This is a genomic window from Staphylococcus schweitzeri (assembly GCF_002902405.1).
Lineage (GTDB): Bacteria > Bacillota > Bacilli > Staphylococcales > Staphylococcaceae > Staphylococcus > Staphylococcus schweitzeri.
Genome location: NZ_PPQS01000044.1, coordinates 104773 through 123758, shown reverse-complemented (window position 1 = coordinate 123758; position 18986 = coordinate 104773). Strand labels below are relative to the sequence as shown.

At 31.7% G+C, this 18986-nt stretch carries 16 protein-coding genes; 1 reads left to right on the top strand and 15 read right to left on the bottom strand.

Annotated features, from left to right (window positions below):
- Positions 1-343: 343 nt before the first annotated feature.
- The 9 genes from CD116_RS10965 to CD116_RS10925 all read right to left on the bottom strand — a co-directional run bounded on the left by CD116_RS10965 (position 344) and on the right by CD116_RS10925 (position 12258).
- A complete protein-coding gene (locus CD116_RS10965) occupies positions 344-1435 on the bottom strand; it encodes a bifunctional 3-deoxy-7-phosphoheptulonate synthase/chorismate mutase (protein WP_047530640.1) in 1092 nt (363 codons plus the stop codon).
- 679 nt (positions 1436-2114) lie between these two features.
- Entirely contained in the window at positions 2115-3320 is a 1206-nt protein-coding gene (locus CD116_RS10960) for a DNA topoisomerase 2-like domain-containing protein (protein ID WP_103325261.1), read from the bottom strand.
- Positions 3321-3393: 73 nt separating this feature from the next.
- Positions 3394-3885, bottom strand: coding sequence for a DUF948 domain-containing protein (locus tag CD116_RS10955; protein ID WP_000383812.1), 492 nt, complete (start codon positions 3883-3885; stop codon positions 3394-3396).
- Positions 3886-3958: 73 nt separating this feature from the next.
- A complete protein-coding gene (gene murC, locus CD116_RS10950; RefSeq protein ID WP_047426171.1) occupies positions 3959-5272 on the bottom strand; it encodes a UDP-N-acetylmuramate--L-alanine ligase in 1314 nt (437 codons plus the stop codon).
- A gap of 23 nt (positions 5273-5295) precedes the next feature.
- A complete protein-coding gene (locus CD116_RS10945) occupies positions 5296-9201 on the bottom strand; it encodes a DNA translocase FtsK (RefSeq protein ID WP_047550268.1) in 3906 nt (1301 codons plus the stop codon).
- A gap of 20 nt (positions 9202-9221) precedes the next feature.
- A complete protein-coding gene (gene ytpR / locus CD116_RS10940; protein ID WP_047426169.1) occupies positions 9222-9818 on the bottom strand; it encodes a YtpR family tRNA-binding protein in 597 nt (198 codons plus the stop codon).
- A gap of 28 nt (positions 9819-9846) precedes the next feature.
- Positions 9847-10704, bottom strand: coding sequence for a DUF1444 domain-containing protein (locus CD116_RS10935; protein WP_047550271.1), 858 nt, complete (start codon positions 10702-10704; stop codon positions 9847-9849).
- A 99-nt stretch (positions 10705-10803) separates the two neighbouring features.
- Complete coding sequence (locus CD116_RS10930) at positions 10804-11115, bottom strand: thioredoxin family protein (protein ID WP_047426167.1); 312 nt, start codon at positions 11113-11115, stop codon at positions 10804-10806.
- Between the two features lie 66 nt (positions 11116-11181).
- Complete coding sequence (locus CD116_RS10925; RefSeq protein WP_047550274.1) at positions 11182-12258, bottom strand: M42 family metallopeptidase; 1077 nt, start codon at positions 12256-12258, stop codon at positions 11182-11184.
- An 86-nt stretch (positions 12259-12344) separates the two neighbouring features.
- Here CD116_RS10925 and CD116_RS10920 point away from each other — a divergent pair, with 86 nt between their 5' ends.
- A complete protein-coding gene (locus tag CD116_RS10920) occupies positions 12345-12656 on the top strand; it encodes a PepSY domain-containing protein (RefSeq protein WP_078101745.1) in 312 nt (103 codons plus the stop codon).
- Positions 12657-12779: 123 nt separating this feature from the next.
- On the opposite strand, the gene CD116_RS10915 is transcribed toward CD116_RS10920, so the two are convergent.
- From CD116_RS10915 to CD116_RS10890, 6 genes are all read right to left on the bottom strand, one after another.
- Complete coding sequence (locus tag CD116_RS10915) at positions 12780-13622, bottom strand: YtnP family quorum-quenching lactonase (protein WP_047550277.1); 843 nt, start codon at positions 13620-13622, stop codon at positions 12780-12782.
- 472 nt (positions 13623-14094) lie between these two features.
- Positions 14095-14739, bottom strand: coding sequence for a tRNA (guanosine(46)-N7)-methyltransferase TrmB (gene trmB / locus CD116_RS10910; RefSeq protein ID WP_047550281.1), 645 nt, complete (start codon positions 14737-14739; stop codon positions 14095-14097).
- Between the two features lie 14 nt (positions 14740-14753).
- Positions 14754-15545: a phosphotransferase family protein gene (locus CD116_RS10905; protein ID WP_000434769.1), complete on the bottom strand. Its 792-nt coding sequence runs from the start codon at positions 15543-15545 to the stop codon at positions 14754-14756.
- Positions 15546-16094: 549 nt separating this feature from the next.
- A complete protein-coding gene (dat, locus tag CD116_RS10900) occupies positions 16095-16943 on the bottom strand; it encodes a D-amino-acid transaminase (RefSeq protein ID WP_047448309.1) in 849 nt (282 codons plus the stop codon).
- 3 nt (positions 16944-16946) lie between these two features.
- Entirely contained in the window at positions 16947-18356 is a 1410-nt protein-coding gene (sapep, locus tag CD116_RS10895; RefSeq protein ID WP_047530661.1) for an Mn(2+)-dependent dipeptidase Sapep, read from the bottom strand.
- Between the two features lie 205 nt (positions 18357-18561).
- Entirely contained in the window at positions 18562-18984 is a 423-nt protein-coding gene (locus CD116_RS10890) for a YtxH domain-containing protein (RefSeq protein ID WP_047426160.1), read from the bottom strand.
- Between the last annotated feature and the right edge of the window lie 2 nt (positions 18985-18986).

Genomic DNA, 18986 nt, shown 5'->3' with positions numbered 1-18986 from the left:
ATCTCGATATAAAAGCAATGTCCAAATAATAATAGATGATATATTTTAATTTTATATAAACTTTTTTCATTTTTAATTGTAATATTTTGAGAAAGCCTTTTCAAACACCATTTACATTTGTTGAAAAATGTTCACATTATAGAAACAATTATATAGATTACATTACGCGATGAATGATGATGACAATCATGATTATAATATTCTAAGAGCGTAGAATTGGATGAAATTGCTACACTTAAAAATTTCGTTTAGGATTCAAGTGTCATATGCCTGAAAAAAACAATAGCCACCCTAAGACATACTTCTCTTAGAATGACTATTAATTTTAAAATGAAGTTAAATGTTATTTTAACTTTTTAGCATTATATAAATCAGCTAGTGGTTTTAATTCATCGTAAAATGCTTGGAATTCATCTAAATCCATTTGTTGACCAGCATCACTCAAAGCAACTGACGGGTCAGGATGTACTTCTGCCATTACACCATCAGCACCGACTGCTAAAGCAGCTTTCGCTGTTGGAAGCATTATATCTTTACGTCCGGTACTATGTGTAACATCAACCATCACAGGTAAATGCGTACCTTGTTTTAAAATAGGAACTGCAGAAATATCTAATGTATTACGTGTTGCTTTCTCGTATGTACGGATACCACGTTCACATAAAATAATGTTTTGATTGCCTTGTGAAGCAATGTATTCAGCTGCATAAACAAACTCTTCAATTGTCGCCGACAAACCACGTTTTAATAGAATTGGTTTATTTGTGCGACCTGCTTCTTTTAACAATTCGAAGTTTTGCATATTACGTGCACCAATTTGGAATACATCTAAATAATCATTTGCAATTTCAAAATCATTAGGATTTACAATTTCACTAACTACATTTAAGTCATATTTGTCTTTAATTTGTTTAAGTATTTTTAAACCTTCAACACCTAAACCTTGGAAATCATATGGTGATGTACGCGGTTTAAACGCACCACCACGAATAAATTTTTCACCTTTAGCATGTAAATTTTTAGCAACAGCTTCAACTTGCTCAAACGATTCGACTGAACATGGTCCAAATACAAATGATTTGTTGCCATCTCCAATAATCCCCCCATTATCGAACGTCACAATCGTATCTTCAGGTTTCAATTTACGAGATACGTACAAATGCTTTTCATTTTCAGATTTTTGTAAATCTGTAGAGGCTTTGAAAATTTCTTTAAACAATTGCTTAATTGTATTGTCGTTGAAAGGTCCTTTGTTGCTATCAATTAAGTCATTAAGCATTTCTTTTTCACGTTGTGGATCATAAATGCGTGTGCCTTGCTTTAATTTTTCTTCACCAATTTTTTGTGCTAACTCACCGCGTTTAGATAATAAATCTAAAATTTGATGGTTCAGTGAAACTATCTCACTTCTGTATGATTCTAATTTATTACTCATCCTTACTCACCTCTACTAAATTTTTCAATTATATGCCACTTTAAAGCGATAAAATATTATGTTAAAAAATATTCTAACATATCATATGTATAGTTCAACCCCAAATTGACAGAAAATATTTAATTTTCTAATTATATGCTGAATCACCGATATTTCGAATTTCTCAGCCATTGTTGAAAAGTTATATTCTATATTGTTATCTACTAGCTTACGTTAATTAATTAAATAAGTGTTACTATTATAGCTTATTTTGATTAAATATTGATGATTTTAAGAAAATTTTTTGGTTTCTATTCTCTATTATAAGTCTAAAAATCTTATACATTCAACCTAACACTTAGTAAAAATTAAAAAGCATTGTTTATTATAAAGAGCGAAGTTAGAACTTATCCATCGTTAAGTTCAGTTAAATATTTAAAAATTTCATAATAAGATTAACACAAATCATCCCCTATGATTTAAAAGAATTTACTGTAACTTTGGAATAATTTGTTGTCATTTTTACAATGCGTTGTTCTAGTAACACTAATTTCTTCCTGATGTCAAAGTATACTTAATAAAATTATTATAATAAAAAGGCAAGCATCAACATGCTTACCTCATAATTTTATATTTTAATTTCGAAATTCATTTTACATTACTTTCAACTAAAAATGTTTTTTGTGCGACTTCATCTACTTTAGTCATTGAAAGTACGTTTTTCAATTTTACTTTTAGCTGGTTCAACTTTAGCTTTTGGTGATTTTGCTGAACTTGTTGATTTAGCATTAGTTGTTTTTGATTTTTTGTTACTAGATTTGTTTGTTTGCTTAGTTGATTGGTTAGCAGTATTTTTATTCTTAGCACTTTGTGTTGTCTTCTTATTGTTTTGTTTTTTCTGACTTGATGTTTTATTTGTAGAAGCTTTTGATGCATTTCGTTTGTTTGAAGGTGTTGTTTTTTTAGTTTGTTTAGTTTGTTTGTCACTAGCAGTTGTATTGTTAGTTTTAGATTGCTGAGCTGGTTGCTTATCAACAGTTGAAGTAGTAGATATTTGATTATCAGCATTACGCGTGATAACACCATTTTCAAATTTCGCATCTTTCTGTTTAACATTGTGCTTAATATCTGAGTCTGTAGACGGTTTAACTGCAGTATTAGCCTTTACATCTTTCTTTTTACTTACTAATTGAGGAATTTCTTTTAAGTCATTTTTAGCAACTGGTTTCTCAGCAAATAAAGCTTCAGTTAATTGACTCTCTTTTGAACCTTTAGTTAATTTAGCTTGCTTTTTCTTTGCTGCATTTGCTAATCTTTCAGCTTGCGTTTCCACTTCACCTGCTTCGTTAACTTCATTCTTTGCTTCTTGAATTTCTTGTGCCTCTTGTGATGTGTCACTCAAGTTATTTACACTTGCTTCTTCTTTTATCGCTGCTTGTTGCGCTTTTAATGTTGCTGCATTTGCTTCTTTTGTTCTTTCTTCTGTGCTCACTTTAGTTTGCTCTTGCGCTTCTTTCTTTGCTTCTTGAATTTCTAGTGCTTCTTGTGATGTATCACTCAAGTTGTTTGCACTTGCTTCTTCTTTTATTGCTGCTTGCTGTGCTTTTAATGTTGCTTTTTCATCTTTAGATTTATTTAAAAAACCTTCAACTCGTTCTTTAGTATATTCGACAGTTTCTTCTAGTTGTGCTTTTCTATCTTTAACCATTTCAGAAATTTCTTGTTCTTTAATTTTTAAATCGTCAGCCTTTTGATAAACTTTATTTTTAAAATACAAACCTAGAGCCGAGCCTACAAGGGCACCTGTTATAAAACTAACAACAAAATCTTTACGGTTAGGTAAGGTTTCATTTTGATAAGTATGTTTATTTTTTAATGTTCTTTTATTATTTTGTTGTTGCGTCATAATTATATCCTCCTATAACAAATGCACTTAAATAAGTAACAACCTCATTTAAGTGCATTTGTTTAATTATTAATTATTTATCTACACGAGAAGTATAGCTGTGATTTGCATCATCTGCTACATTATTAGCTTTGTAATTTGCACTTCCACGACGGTAGTGTCTATTTTGCCATTTGTCAGCAATTTCCATTGCTACATTTGACCATTGAACAACTTGTGAAATTTTATCTTCATTTTGAGAAATATTATGTGTAATTGAATTTGTTACACGATCCACAGAGCTGTTTAACGTTTGTACCGAGTCACCGATACCTTTAACAGCATCTACAACTGAGTTTAAACGATCTACTTTACCTTGGATATCCTCAGTCAAACGGTTTACTTTGTGAAGTAAATCAGTCGTTTCACGAGTAATTCCTTGAACTTGACCTTCTACTCCATCAAGTGTTTTAGCCACATAATCTAAGTTTTTCTTAACAGAATTTAACACAGCTACGATACCGATACATAAAATTAAGAATGCAATCGCAGCGATAATTCCAGCAATTGGTAAAATCCAATCCATTAAAAACGCCTCCTAATTAACATGTAATAATGTTATTAATAATAAATACCCATACTACTCTATTATAAACATATTAAAACGCATTTTTCATGCCTAATTTATCTAAATATGCATTTTGTAATTTTTGTATATCACCAGCACCCATAAATAAAATAACAGCATTATCAAATTGCTCTAATACATTTATAGAATCTTCAGTAATTAACGATGCGCCTTCAATTTTATCAATTAAATCTTGTATCGTTAATGCGCCAGTATTTTCTCTAATCGAACCAAAAATTTCACATAAGAATACACGATCAGCTTTGCTCAAACTTTCAGCAAATTCATTTAAAAATGCTTGAGTTCTTGAGAATGTATGTGGTTGAAATACTGCAACAACTTCTTTATGTGGATATTTTTTTCGAGCTGTCTCAATTGTAGCACTAATTTCTCTTGGATGGTGTGCATAATCATCAACTATAACTTGATTTGCAATTGGCGTTTCATTGAAACGACGTTTTACACCACCAAATGTTTCAAGTGCTTCTTTAATATTTTCAACATCTAACTTTTCTAGATAACTAATCGCAATGACGGCTAACGCATTTAAAACTGTATGATCTCCAAATTGTGGAGATAAGAAGTGATTATAAAATTCTCCATTTACATATACATCAAATGCAGTACCTTTATCTGTAATTTGAATATTTTGAGCATAAATGTCATCTGTATCTTTAAACCCATAATAATAAATTGGAACGTTTGCTTCAATCTTACGTAAATGCTCATCATCACCCCAAGCAATGATACCTTTTTTAACATTATGCGCCATTTCTTGGAATGCATCAAATACATCGTCGATATCCTTAAAATAATCAGGATGATCGAAATCGATATTTGTCATAATAGCGTAATCAGGTTTATAACTTAAAAAGTGACGTCTATATTCACATGCTTCAAACGCAAAATAGTCACTTTCAGGTAGCCCCATTCCTGTACCATCACCAATTAAAAATGACGTTTTTTTATCACCATTCATAACATGTGACAATAAACCTGTTGTTGAAGTTTTACCATGTGCACCAGTTACAGCTACTGAAGTATATTGGTCGATAATTTGACCTAAAAAGTCATTGTAACTTACAACATCTAATTTTAATTGATGCGCACGTACAATTTCTTCATGGTTGTTTGCAAATGCATTACCTTGTATAACTACCATATCTTCTTTTATGTTATTAGCATCAAATGGTAATATTTTAATCCCCTTATTTTTAAGAGCAACTTCAGTAAAAACGTAGTTCTCAATGTCTGATCCTTGAACTTCATGACCTAAATCATGCATGATTTGTGCTAATGAACTCATGCCAGAACCTTTAATTCCGACAAAATGATAGTGTGTCATTATATAAAACTCCTTACTCATAATTATTCTTTATTTAAATCTGCTTCTGTAACATAAACATCCCTAGGCTTTGATCCATTAGCGCTCGAAACATAACCGAGTTGTTCCAATTGATCGATAATTCGTGCTGCTCTATTATATCCAATTTGGAAATGTCTTTGGATTAATGATGTTGAAATATGACCTTCTCTAACCATAAATGCACAGACATCATCAAACAAATCGTCTTGCGACTGTGTTTGTGTTTTTTTCAACAATTCTTTTTCTTCAAATAAATAATCAGGTTCTCTCTGCTGTTTAATAAACTCTACAACATCATCGATTTCGTCATCAGAAACAAATGTACCTTGTACCCTGATTGGTTTATTCATACCGCTACCAAGATATAACATATCGCCATATCCTAACAAGCGTTCTGCTCCACCACTGTCTAAAATCGTTCTTGAATCTACACTTGATGATACCATAAATGCGATTCTTGTTGGTATATTGGCTTTAATTAAGCCTGTTATTACATTCACAGAAGGTCTTTGCGTCGCAACAAGCATATGAATACCACATGCTCTAGCTTTTTGAGCAATTCGAGCGATAGACTGTTCAACTTCTTGCGGTGCCATCATCATTAAATCTGCTAACTCATCAATGACAATAACAATTTTTGGCATTCTTTCATCATAAGGCGCCTTTTTATTAAATGCTGTGATATTACGAACATGGTAATGTGCAAATAGTTTATAACGTCTTTCCATTTCTTCTACAGCCCATTTTAAACTTTGTGTAGCTGCTTTTACATCTGTGATTACTGGAGCTACTAAATGTGGTAATCCATTATATGGTGCTAATTCAACCATTTTTGGATCTATTAGTAATAAACGTAATTCTTCAGGATGATTTTTATATAGTAAAGACATCAATATACTATTAATACAAACTGATTTACCTGAGCCCGTTGCACCTGCAATTAATGCATGAGGTGTTTTAGCTATATCCATAAGTAATGGTTCATTATTAATACGATAACCCATAGCAACTGTTAATTTTGATTCGGCATTTTTAAAGCTAGGCGATTCAATAATAGAACGCAAATTAACAGTAGTTGGATTTGCATTGGGAACTTCAATACCAACACGACTTGTTCCTGGAATTGGCGCTTCTATACGAATATCTTTAGCTGCCAATGCCATTTTAATGTCATCTTGCAATGCAGTAATTCTTGAAACTTTAACGCCTTTTTCAACTGATAATTCAAATCTAGTAACACTTGGGCCTTCAGTTACATCTTGTACTTCAGCAGGTACATTAAAATAATATAATGCATCGTTAAGTTCTTGTTTTTTATCTGCAATCCAATCATCGTTTGGCTCAATTACCTGTGGTTGTTCTAATAATGAAACACTAGGTAATTTAATATTAGGTCCTTTGCGAATCATAGGTTTCACACCTTGTGCAGATTCCTTTAATGATTTTTGTTGATGATTTGAACCAGTAGCACTGTTGTTTGCGGTTTGGTCCACTTCATTTGTATCATTGTTTTGTAACACTTTATTTTGTTGTGTATGAATATCTAGTTCGTTAATATCAATAGATTGTGATGCTTCTTTTTGATTTTCATGTTGTGTGTTATTGTCTGTTGACGGTTCAATATCCGCTCCTTGTTCATTAACATCTTTCTGCGAATCATTTAAATGCCTATTGTCATTTTCTGCAGTAATTTTATTGTTGTTTGATGGCGAAGAAACTTCTAATCTTTGGTTCATATCATCATTTAAATCAGATTCCAAACGTGGTGCTGAAGTATCAGCTTGTTTCAAATATTCTTCTTGTTTCGTCGAATTTTTATTTGCAGTATCATTTCTAGAATCACTAGTCACATTCGAGTTCGGGAAATCTTTTTGATTTATTTGTTGATTGTGCTCAACATTATTTATCACTTCTTTATCTATACTATTACTTGTTTTCTCTTCTTGTGTTTCTTGATGCAATGTAGTTGTAACGTCATTTTCTGATGTTTGTTTATTTTGAATTTGATTATTTGTTACAGGTTTTAATTCAGGAACTTTAACTTTGGATTGCTTTTTACGATCCATCATACGCTTTTTATCAGAAGGTGTCATAACTACATTAAATGGTCTTTTGCTAAATGACGAAATATTTTCTGGCTTTTTATTAGTTTGAACTTCTTGTGCTGAATCCTGTTGTTCCATATTTGAATAGCTCTGATTAGATGGTTCAGAAGATTCAAGATTACGATGTGAATCCTTTTCAGCTGAGTCAGAATCTTCATTTTTATTAATTTGAGAACTATTATGAGAATTATCGACAAGTTGATCATTGTTAATTTCATGAGTATTGTCACTCACCTTTTTATGACGTGGTGCAATCTCAATTTCATTATCTACTGTTTTATCAATATTATTAACTGGTATTTCTGTATTTTCAGTATCTTGAATCTCATTTGAATTTGTATGTGCTTCTACTTCTTCGGTACTAATTTCCTCGATTTCTGTTTCATCACTTTGATGAGCATCTTCGTTGTTTACTTCATAAAAATTAGCATCAGTAACCTGTGTTTCTTCCTGTTTATTATTTAATGAGACGTCATCATTTACATGTGATATCAATTTTTCTTGATTAACATCAACATCATTATGAATCGATTTATGTGATTGTTGCGATGACACATCTGTAACTGTTACATCATCATCAGAAAGTTGTTTTGTAGTTGAAACTTGATTTAAATTTACTTCTTCATAATTATAGAAACTTTCTTGACTACTAGTCTCATCGTGATTATCTGACTCATAACTGTCAATGTCTGTATTACTAGAATTATTTTTAAAATTCTGTTTGTCATTGTAATTTTTCTCATCATTGATATTTTCATCATGACTGTCATCATTTAATGAGCTCTCACGTATATAACGTTCTGCTTGCTTTGCATACATTTCATCAATAGCACGTTGTATCGTATCTTGATTTTCATTTTTATGCTCTTCTCGTTTTTGCTGAAGCGCTTTTTTAAATCGACGTTTCTGAAGTACTTTGCGCTCTCTTTCACGTCTAATTTCTTCAACAATTTGAGATGCATATATATTCTCAATTTTAATTGTGTTATCTACTTTTGAATAATTTGGAGTTGATTTCTTAGTATCTGATGTACTTGGTTCAGTTGATTGTGATAGTTTTTTCTGTTGGGCATCAGTATTATTTTGCTTAAATTCTTGCACACCTTGAGTTTGCATTGATTGAGTTGAAGATATATTTTTCTCAATATCTTGCTTGTTAGTTTCTACTTTTTCTGATGTTTTACTAACTGGAATACGTCCATTTTCTAGTTTTTTAGGCTTCATTGTTCCAAAAATGGCTGATGGTACTTCTGAAGTCTTGAAACTCTCCTTATGGTAATCAGGTTTAGTTTCTTTAATATGTTGTGCCGCTGTATTAGAAAATGATGTATGTGACTTGGACTTTTTATTCTCATGCTCAATACCATTTATTGCAGAAACATATGTACCAGGTTTACTTGTACGATATTGTGTGTGGTTTTTATATTTTATACTTTGTTGAGAATCATTTTGATTACCACGATATTCACCTTGATTTTGTTCTTCGGTTGTTTGGTTTCGTCTACGGCGATGTCTTTTTTGTGAACGTGCATCGTAGTCTTGTTTGCGATAGTCTCGATGGTACTGTTCCTTTTCATCTGAAATAAAATCTTTTGATTGTGATACTTCTTCACCCTCAAAAGTTACATTCATAGGGAAACGGAATTTCCCCCTTGGACGACTATAAATATCATTATTTTGAGGCAGTAATGAGTCATGATCGTTTTCTATATTTTGTGATTCTTGACGTCTTTTTTTCTTTCTATGAATCAGGTCATCATTTGAATCATTATCTTCGCCGAATAATTTATCAAACCAGCTCATATTTTCACTACCTTCCTTAATTATTCAAAAAATGCTTGTCCAATTTCATAGCTGTCATTTAAAACCATAATACCTTTTTCTTCAGGTGCATTCGGTAAATTCAATTCTTTCATCGAACAAATCATTCCACTTGATGCAACACCACGTAATTCGGCATCTTTAATAACCATACCGCTTGGCATTACTGCACCTACTTTAGCAACAACAACCTTTTGCCCTGCTTCAACATTTGGCGCACCACAAACAATTTGTAATGTATCATTTCCGATATTTACATTTAATACGCTTAACTTATCAGCATCAGGATGCTTATCTTTCGTTTCAACATAGCCAACTACAAATTTAGGTGACAAATCGACATCTAATTTATACGTAAAACCAGCTTGATTGATACGTTGTTGGAAGGCAATTACAAGTTCATCAGTTAATTTAATATGTCCTGTTTCCTTAATTGATATATCATTTGAAATACCAAAAATATTAAAACCTACAACTTTTCCTTCATTTGTAATTTCGACAACGTCAGCTTTCTTATTATAATTTAATTCACCTTCAACAGGTTCTATCTGTAAGAATGCGACATCTCCTACATATTTAGGATTATAAAATAAATTCATTATGACAAAACTCCTTATCCACTTATTTCTATTTATCTTTGTTAAATTTACGTCGATTTGCTTCTAAACGTTGAATGACGTTTGGATCTCTTTTTTGTTTATTATTTTTACCCAAAATAAAAATGGGTTCAAGATGTCCTTGTTTATAACCAAATGAAAGTGACGTAATCGGAACTAATCCTTTTGTGAAAAATTCCATTGTTAAATGCGCCATAACATCATAACCTGTTTTATTACGAATATCTGCAATAATCAGTACATCCTGATGTGGGACTGCTACCAACATCTCACCTTGACATTGCGCTTCTATGTCATTTAAAAAAGCCGTATTTAAAACTCTACTAGCATCATACCCGTCATTTGTATTTATAAAATAAAATATATTGCCTTTTACTTCATCTGTAGTATAAGAATTAGACAATTTCCTAACATTAAATAATGACATTTCCTTTATTTGTTGTTCAGTTAAATTCAATTCGTCTAACATACTTTCATCCACAAGACGATATGATTTCCCTAAATCTACTGCATAATAAACAGCTGTTTCTGCAGTATGTTCTTCATATATGAAAGGTATACCTTGTTTTGTTTTCTTATCGAAACTTGTCGCTCTTATTACAGGCATAATTTGACTAGGTGTTATATCTATTAAAGTTTTATCTGCCATTTGTGCAATAGCTTCATCTACATAGTAAACAATTTCATCAACAATTTTTTCTTTTTTATCTTCATATTTTGCGACTATAGCGTTAAGTTTAATCGTGATACCTTTGTTATTATCTGTTCGATAAATACGCAAAGTTTCTTCTTCACGATCAAATTTAAAATCGACGTCTAAATGACTTAAACGTTCCTTTAATTTATCTCTCATTTGAAAGGTATTCATGTATAACACTCCTAATTTCGCACCTTATAACAGTTTACAATAAATCAACACGTAGTAACAGAGAAAAACGAGTTTTACCCCGTTTTTCTCTAGTCTAAATTACACGTATTGAGCTAAAAATGCATCTATTTGTTCAATTGATTTCCGTTCTTTTCCAATATAGCTTCCAAGCAATTCACCATTCTTATAAACTAAAAAACTTGGAATACCCATAATACCATTTTCAATACAAATATCCATAAATTGGTCGCGATTAACGGATACAAAATCAAACATTGGATACTTTTCTTCTAATTTTGGTAAATCTGGTTCGATTATTCTACAGTCTGGACACCATCCTGCTGTAAATTCAAATACTGTTGCACCTTGTTTCAATGTTTCAAATTGTTGCTCTGATTCAAGTTGTTTCATTTTAAACTCTCCTTAAGTCATATATTTTTAATGGGTAATATTAAGTTTCAACAATTTCAATATGCTTTAGTTGTATTGTAACGTATCTATTTGCTTGTCATCTAAATTATTAATTGCCTCAAACAATAAATGTCTAGCAGCAAAATAATCTCTAATATCGAATACTGAGTCTGTACTATGTATATAACGTGCACATACACCTATAACAGCAGTAGGAACACCAATATTAGCCTTATGTATTTCACCACCATCTGTTCCACCTGGAGACATATAATACTGATGAGCAATCCCATGTATGTCTACTAAATTTAATAAATAGTCTCTGAAAGTAGGTTTTAAAATCATTGTACCATCTTTAATTCGTATTAAAGTTCCTTTTCCAAGTTCACCTGATAATGACTGTTTACCTTTAACATCATTTGCCGGTGAACAATCTACTACGAATGCAACATCCGGATCAATCATTTCTACTGATGCTTTAGCACCTCTTAAACCAACTTCTTCTTGAACATTTGCTCCAACATATAAATCAACATCTAACTCTTTATCTTTAAATAATTCAAGAATTTCAATTGCTAGAACACATCCATAACGATTATCCCAAGCTTTAGCACTATAACGATGCTCAGATAATTGTGTAAATGAAGTGTACGGTACAATTGTATCTCCTATCTCTATACCACGTAAACGAACTTCATTTGCATTTTCGGCACCAATATCTAGAGTTAAATCTTTGATTTCGGGTGCACCTTCATTACCTGTACGAAAATGTTTTGGGATATTTGACACTACGCCTATAATCTTGTCACCATTTCTATTTTTAATGACCAAACGTTGCCCTTGCCAAATATCATTTGCTACGCCACCTAAATTTGTAAATTGTATCATACCGTTATCTGTTATATTCGTTATCATAAAACCAATTTCATCCATATGTGCTGCGATCATCACACGTTTAGCATTTGGATTTTTAGATTTTTTAACGCCGAAAAAACCACCCATTCGATTTTCAATAAATTCATCTACATATGGGGCCATTTGCTCAGTCATGTAATCTTTTACTTCTTGTTCAAAACCTGGTGCGCCATGAAGCTCAGTTAAAGTTTGAATTCGTTGTAATGTTATATTTTTATTTATGTTCATAAAAGTTCTCACTCCTTATATGTTATTATATCATCTTCAATATGGTAAACTAATGATATGAATTTGAAATCAAGGGAGCATAAATGATGACTAAACTGAAATATATAATTCCAACAATAATTGCTGTAACCATTGTAATTATTTCAACCATTTCAATTATTCAATTTATTAATCGTAAACGTTATAATCCCGTTAAAGTTCTTAATGAAGTGAAATCATATTTTATGAATGTTAAAGGTTCTTATATTGTTTATGAACCATTTGTACATCCTGAAACTGATAAATACCGTTTAGTTTATCAAGGTGGCATCACAACTGTAAAAAATGGTAAAGATATTCATTATGATTTTTATGCAGATGCATACACTGGTGAGGTCATAAACATTGTAGAGCGTTAATACGAATTTTATCCGTATTTGATTTGGATCGTAAAACTAAAAAATGAGCCACACCCTAATTAGCAAGATAGGATGTGGCTCATTTTTTATTCTTGAAAATTTATTTAGTAATACATCTTTATTTTAGTTATTATCAACGAATGTTTCACGTAAAATATATGCCTCTTTGCTTTCGCCATCATCGCTGTATTTTACAGCAAAGTAGTTTTCATCATGATAAAACAAGAACCAATATTGTTGCTGAATAAAATATGGTATCATGCGTTCCTTTTCACGAATCGATTGCATAGGATAATCATCATATGCCGTTACCCATAGAGGATTTTTATGTGCAGTAGTCGGGAATATATCACCCATATGAACTGCTTTATCTCCTTGACTTTCAATCGTAATGATCGTGTGCCCAAAGCTATGACCTCCACTATGTTGCATCTTGATACCCGGAACCGGTTCAAAATGTTTTTCGAATAAAATCAACTTGTTTCTATAATCGCCTTTATTTTTATCCCAGTAAGTTGATTTACTTCTTATATTAGGTGCAATAAACTCATGCCACTCATCTTGTTGCACAACATGAATCGCATTTTCAAAAATTGCATGTCCCGCTTGATCAGTCAAACCGGCAGCATGATCAAAATGCATATGTGTCATTAGCACATAATCAATATCCTTTGGCGTTAAATTATAATTTGCCAAATCAGCAATTATATGGCTTTCTTCATCTACACCAAAATTACGTAATTGCTTTTCAGATAATTTACCATTACCAATACCCGCATCTATAATCAAATTATATTGAGCCGTTTGAATCAAAATTGGATGTGTCGGTAAATTGATTTGATTTCGGTCATTTGCATTGTATTGCTTTGACCACAGTGGCTTCGGAACAACACCAAACATTGCACCGCCATCCATTTTTGTATTGCCGCCATTTAGATAATGAATAGATATATCCCCGATTTTCATAACATCACCTATTCTTTCTGTATTCGTTATTACAATTAGTATGTGTTTATTACATCATATCACTATTCATAAATGCGAACAAAAACGAAACGCCCCACACTAATACACTTTCAACTACTTTTAAAGATTAATGTAATCATATTATATGTAAACACATCATAACCATCGGACTGTAATTTTGAATTAATAATTTAAATTTTCAAGTAAAATGCAAACATTATTCTTTAAAATCAAAGGTATTTAGTATAACATTGTTCATAGGCGCATTATCTCCTTTAGTTATTTGTTTAGGCACTTTTAATTATAGAGATAATTGCGCTTTTTTTATATTCAAAATCAAAAAATCGGACAGATGAAAAGTAAAATACTTTTTCCATCAGTCCGATTTATTATTGAACCACTTTTTCTATAGAACCATTATAGTACGAAAAAAACACTTATGATTGTATGTGTACATACCCTCATAAGTGTCTTATTTTTGTGAATGGAATTTCGCTTCCATACGATAAATACGTGACCCTTTATCCGAAAATTTCTTTTCATATTCTGTTAAAATATTACTGCCATCGTCTTCTTGATGTAAATTTAGATTTATTTTTGTAAAATACATTCCAAATTGAGACATACTTTCTAAACTGTAGGCAAATAGTCCTCTGTTATCAGTTTTAAAATGTAAATCTCCTTCATCATTTAAGATTTGTTGATACAACGCTAAAAACGTACGATACGTTAAACGTCGTTTTGCATGACGATTTTTTGGCCATGGATCTGAAAAGTTCAAATAAATACGCGAAACTTCGCCGTCTTTAAAATATTCATTTAATTCAATGGCATCATTACAAATAATCTTTAAATTTGTTAAACCCATCTCTTTAACTTTATCCAATACTTTATAAACGATACTTTTCTCACGTTCCATTGAAATATAGTTAATATGAGGATTTTGAGCAGCTAATGTTGTAATAAACTGCCCCATACCCGAACCAATTTCAATGTGTATCGGTTGCGTTTTATCAAACCATTCAGTCATTTTCCCTACATGTTGACCGTCCATGTCAACCAATTCAGGATGATCTTTTAAATAATCTTCAGCCCATGGTTTGTATCGAACTCTCATATTTTATTCTCCTCTTAAATAAACATGTTACTATTCATAACTTCATTTAGGAATTTAAGCCAAGTGTTCATATCCTTATATCTTTTTTGCTCTTCATACCATTGAACAAGACCTATAGATTGAATTACCGTATACCATTTCATACGTTTATTTAAATTCAAGCTCTCTTGAACACCATATGTTTCAAGCCATTCAGACCATTGTTGTTGTGGAACGTAGTTGTAAAGCAGCATTCCAATATCAATTGCTGGGTCTGCAATCATTGCGCCTTCCCAATCGACTAAAAATAGTTCATCACGATCAGATAATAACCAATTATTATGATTCACATCACCATGTACAACTGTGAAAAAACGTGAATCTAAACTCGGCATATGCTCTTCCAAATAGGTTAATGATTTTCTCACAATATGATGTGTTAAAACTTCTCTTGATAAAGAGGCATTAATTTTATTAAGCATAATCTCAGGAGTAATGGGTTCCATTTCCATACGCTTTAACATACTTAATAAAGGTCTAGAATTGTGTATCTTCTTTAATAAATGTGCAACTCTTGTTTGCTTCATTTCATTTGAAGATAGTTCACGGCCATTTTTCCAATGTTGTGCTGTAACAACCTCACCTGTTTCTATGCGTTTCGTCCATACTAATTTGGGCACAATACCTTCTGCTGATAATGCCGCAATAAATGGATTTGAATTTCGTTTTAAAAACAACTTTTGTCCATCTTGTTCAGCCATATATGCTTCGCCAGATGCACCACCTGCAGAATCAAGTGTCCACCCTAATTGATAAAACTGCTCCAACTCGTCCACCTCACTTTCAATTAGAAAATGGCTCTAGAAATAGGTTTTTCAAGAGCCATATATTCTAATTTATAACACCATACTGGTACAAATATTATGTCCAGATAATTATTGTAAATCCTCAACTAATACCTACTTTAAACAACTTAAATTAAATCAATATGTCTGTCATTGACACCATACATTCTAAAGTCGCTTGCATGACATATAATGTTACCGTGTCTAAAACTACATGTTTTTGAATCTCTGTAGGCGATAAACTCTAGTTTTCAAAATAATTGCTATTCCATTTTCATGGTTAGCATAAATTTATGAACTGTAACATTTACGTACTTAGTAAAATATGATGCACATCATATTTGTAACTCATAGAAAATTTTATAATTTTTATCATTATATTTCAACTGAAAATGAGAAACAAAATGGCACTTTTTACTAATATGTGTTTTCTAAACAACACTTTTAAGCTTCGTTTTAAATTATAACATAGTTCACTTACGAAAGTTGATAAATTTAAGTAATTTAATCTAAAAATATGATGAAAGAATTTTAAATACTGTGTGACTCTATATACTTTTCAAATCCTTCTTGTAGTTGACGTGTAATTGGGCCAACTTTACCATCATTAACTGGTTCACCATTTAATTTAATAACAGGTGTAACCTCAGCTGAAGTACTTGAAACAATAACTTCATCTGCGTTTTTCAAGAAATCTACAGTAAACGTTTCTTCTTTAAATGGGATATTATAGTCTTTGGCAATTTTTTTAATTACAATTCGTGTAATACCATTAAGAATATAGTTGTTAATCGGATGTGTATAAATCACACCGTCTTTAATTGCATAAGCATTACTTGAAGATCCTTCAGTTACAGTTTCGCCTCGATGTTGAATTGCTTCAACTGCATTATATTTCACAGCATATTCTTTTGCTAATACATTTCCTAATAAGTTCAAGCTTTTAATGTCGCAACGTAACCATCGGATATCTTCAACGGTAACACCATTCACACCATTTTCTAAATGATCATAAGGACGATCATAACTCTTTGTATAAGCAACAATTGCTGGTTCTACTTCAGGTGTCGGGAAGCTATGATTTCTTTCAGCTACACCACGCGTTGCTTGAATATAAATTGCCCCAGTTTCAATTTGATTTATATCAACTAATTTACGAGATAGTTCAATTAATTCTTCTACTGAATAGTTTAAATCTAAACCAATCTCATTGGCACTACGTAAAAATCTTTCATAATGTTCTGTTACTGTAAATAACTTACCATTATATACTCGAATGTATTCATAAATACCATCGCCAAATACGTATCCTCTGTCGTTGTATGAAACCTTTGCTTCACTTGGACTTACAAACTCACCATTTAAAAAAACTTTTTCCATATATTATTCCTCCACGCATAATGAATAAATTGCTTCTAAGTAAATACTAGTTGCGTTAAATAACTGTTTTTTAGTGATATATTCATTTTTCTGATGCATTAAATCTTCAGAATCACTAAACATTGCGCCAAATGCTACACCCTTGTCTAAGTTTCTCGCATAAGTACCTCCACCTATAGTATACGGTTCAGTCATATCATTTGTTTGATTTCTATATGCAGTAACTAACTTTTGTACAAAAGGATCATTTTTATCAACATAATGTGGTGGTTGGACTTTACCTAATTTCACTTCAAAACCATATTGTTGAATCTCATTTGCAAAACGATCCATAGCTTTTTCAAATTCAAATCCTTCGGGATATCTTAAATTGATACCGAAAAGACCCGCATTTTCATTATCATATGTAATAACACCAATGTTAGTTGTCACATCACCCATGACATCTGTATGGAATTTCATACCCATCTTTTCACCAAAATCTGAATTAAATAAGTAGCGATTACTAAATGCTACAAACGCTTGTGCATTGTTATCAAGATTTAATGATGCTAAGAATTTCAATAAGTAAAGACCCGCATTCACACCGATAGAGGGATCCATACCATGAACCGCTTTACCTTCAACAGTTAAAACTAAGATTCCACTATCTACTGTACTGTCACCTTGCAAATGATTTTGTTCTAAAAAGTACTCAAAATCTTGAATGACATCTGTCATGTTTTCTTTAACAAGTACTCTAGCTTCTGCATGATCAGGCACCATATTATATCGTTCACCTGAATTAAATGAAATTAACTCATAATCTGGTTCATCTTGATCTTCAGATAGTTTACTTTGAATTAAATCAAATGTAGTAATACCTTTTTCACCATGAATACATGGAAATTCAGCATCAGGTGCAAATCCTAAAGTAGGCATTTCTTCCGTTTTAAAATAACGATCTGTACATTTCCAATCTGATTCTTCATCTGTACCGATAATCATGTGGATACGTTTTTTCCAATCTACATTCATATCTTCAAGTATTTTAATTGCATAATATGCAGCAATCGTAGGCCCTTTATCATCTAATGTTCCTCTTGCTATAATTGCATCTTCCGTTACAACTGGGTCAAATGGATCACTATCCCATCCTTCACCAGCTGGAACAACATCAACATGACATAAGATACCTAATACATCATCGCCTTTGCCAGCCTCAATTCTTCCTGCGATATGGTCAACATCATGTGTTGTAAATCCATCTCTATGTGCAATTTCATACATGTAGTCTAATGCCTTACGAGGACCTGGTCCGACTGGTGTGTCTTCTGATGCTTGTGCGTCATCTCTCACACTTTCAATTGATAATAAACCTTTTAAGTCATTAATAATTTGATTTTCGTATTGTTGAACTTTTTCTTTCCACATTCGAAATCGACTTCCTTTTTTCTATAAGTTAAATCCTATTTTACATGAAATGATGTAAAAACTACAATAAGATGTCAGAAAATAATAAAAAGGAACAAAACGATGTTATCGATTTAACATAAAATCAACGATAACCGCTTCATTCCTCTATATTATTATTAAATTAACTCAATCATTTTCATAAATCTACTGAGAAGTTAACTTTCTATTTTTTGTCAGACAACGCGTTTTTATTCTTTTTTAAATCTTCTTCTGTAACTACACGCAAATTATTGTTTGGTGTTGCGCCGCCTTCATCATCAAATTTACCTTCTTCAATACTGTCTTCAGTTCCATTATCCAAATCTGTAAATTTAGATTTTTCTTCTTCAAAAAATGCTTTTGGATCATTTTTTAATCTATTAGCATATTCTTTTGGATTTGATTTTACTTCTTTAATTGTTTCATTCGCAATTGTTCCTAATTGCGTCGCTTTATCCTTAGCATTATCTTTATAACTTTGAGGATCTTGTTTATATTTATTATATTCTGCTTTCAACTTGTCACGACTATCTTTACGTGTAACAAGTATTGCTGCTATAGCGCCACCTATACCTAAAATCGCTTTAAATAAATTTCCTTTTGCCATCT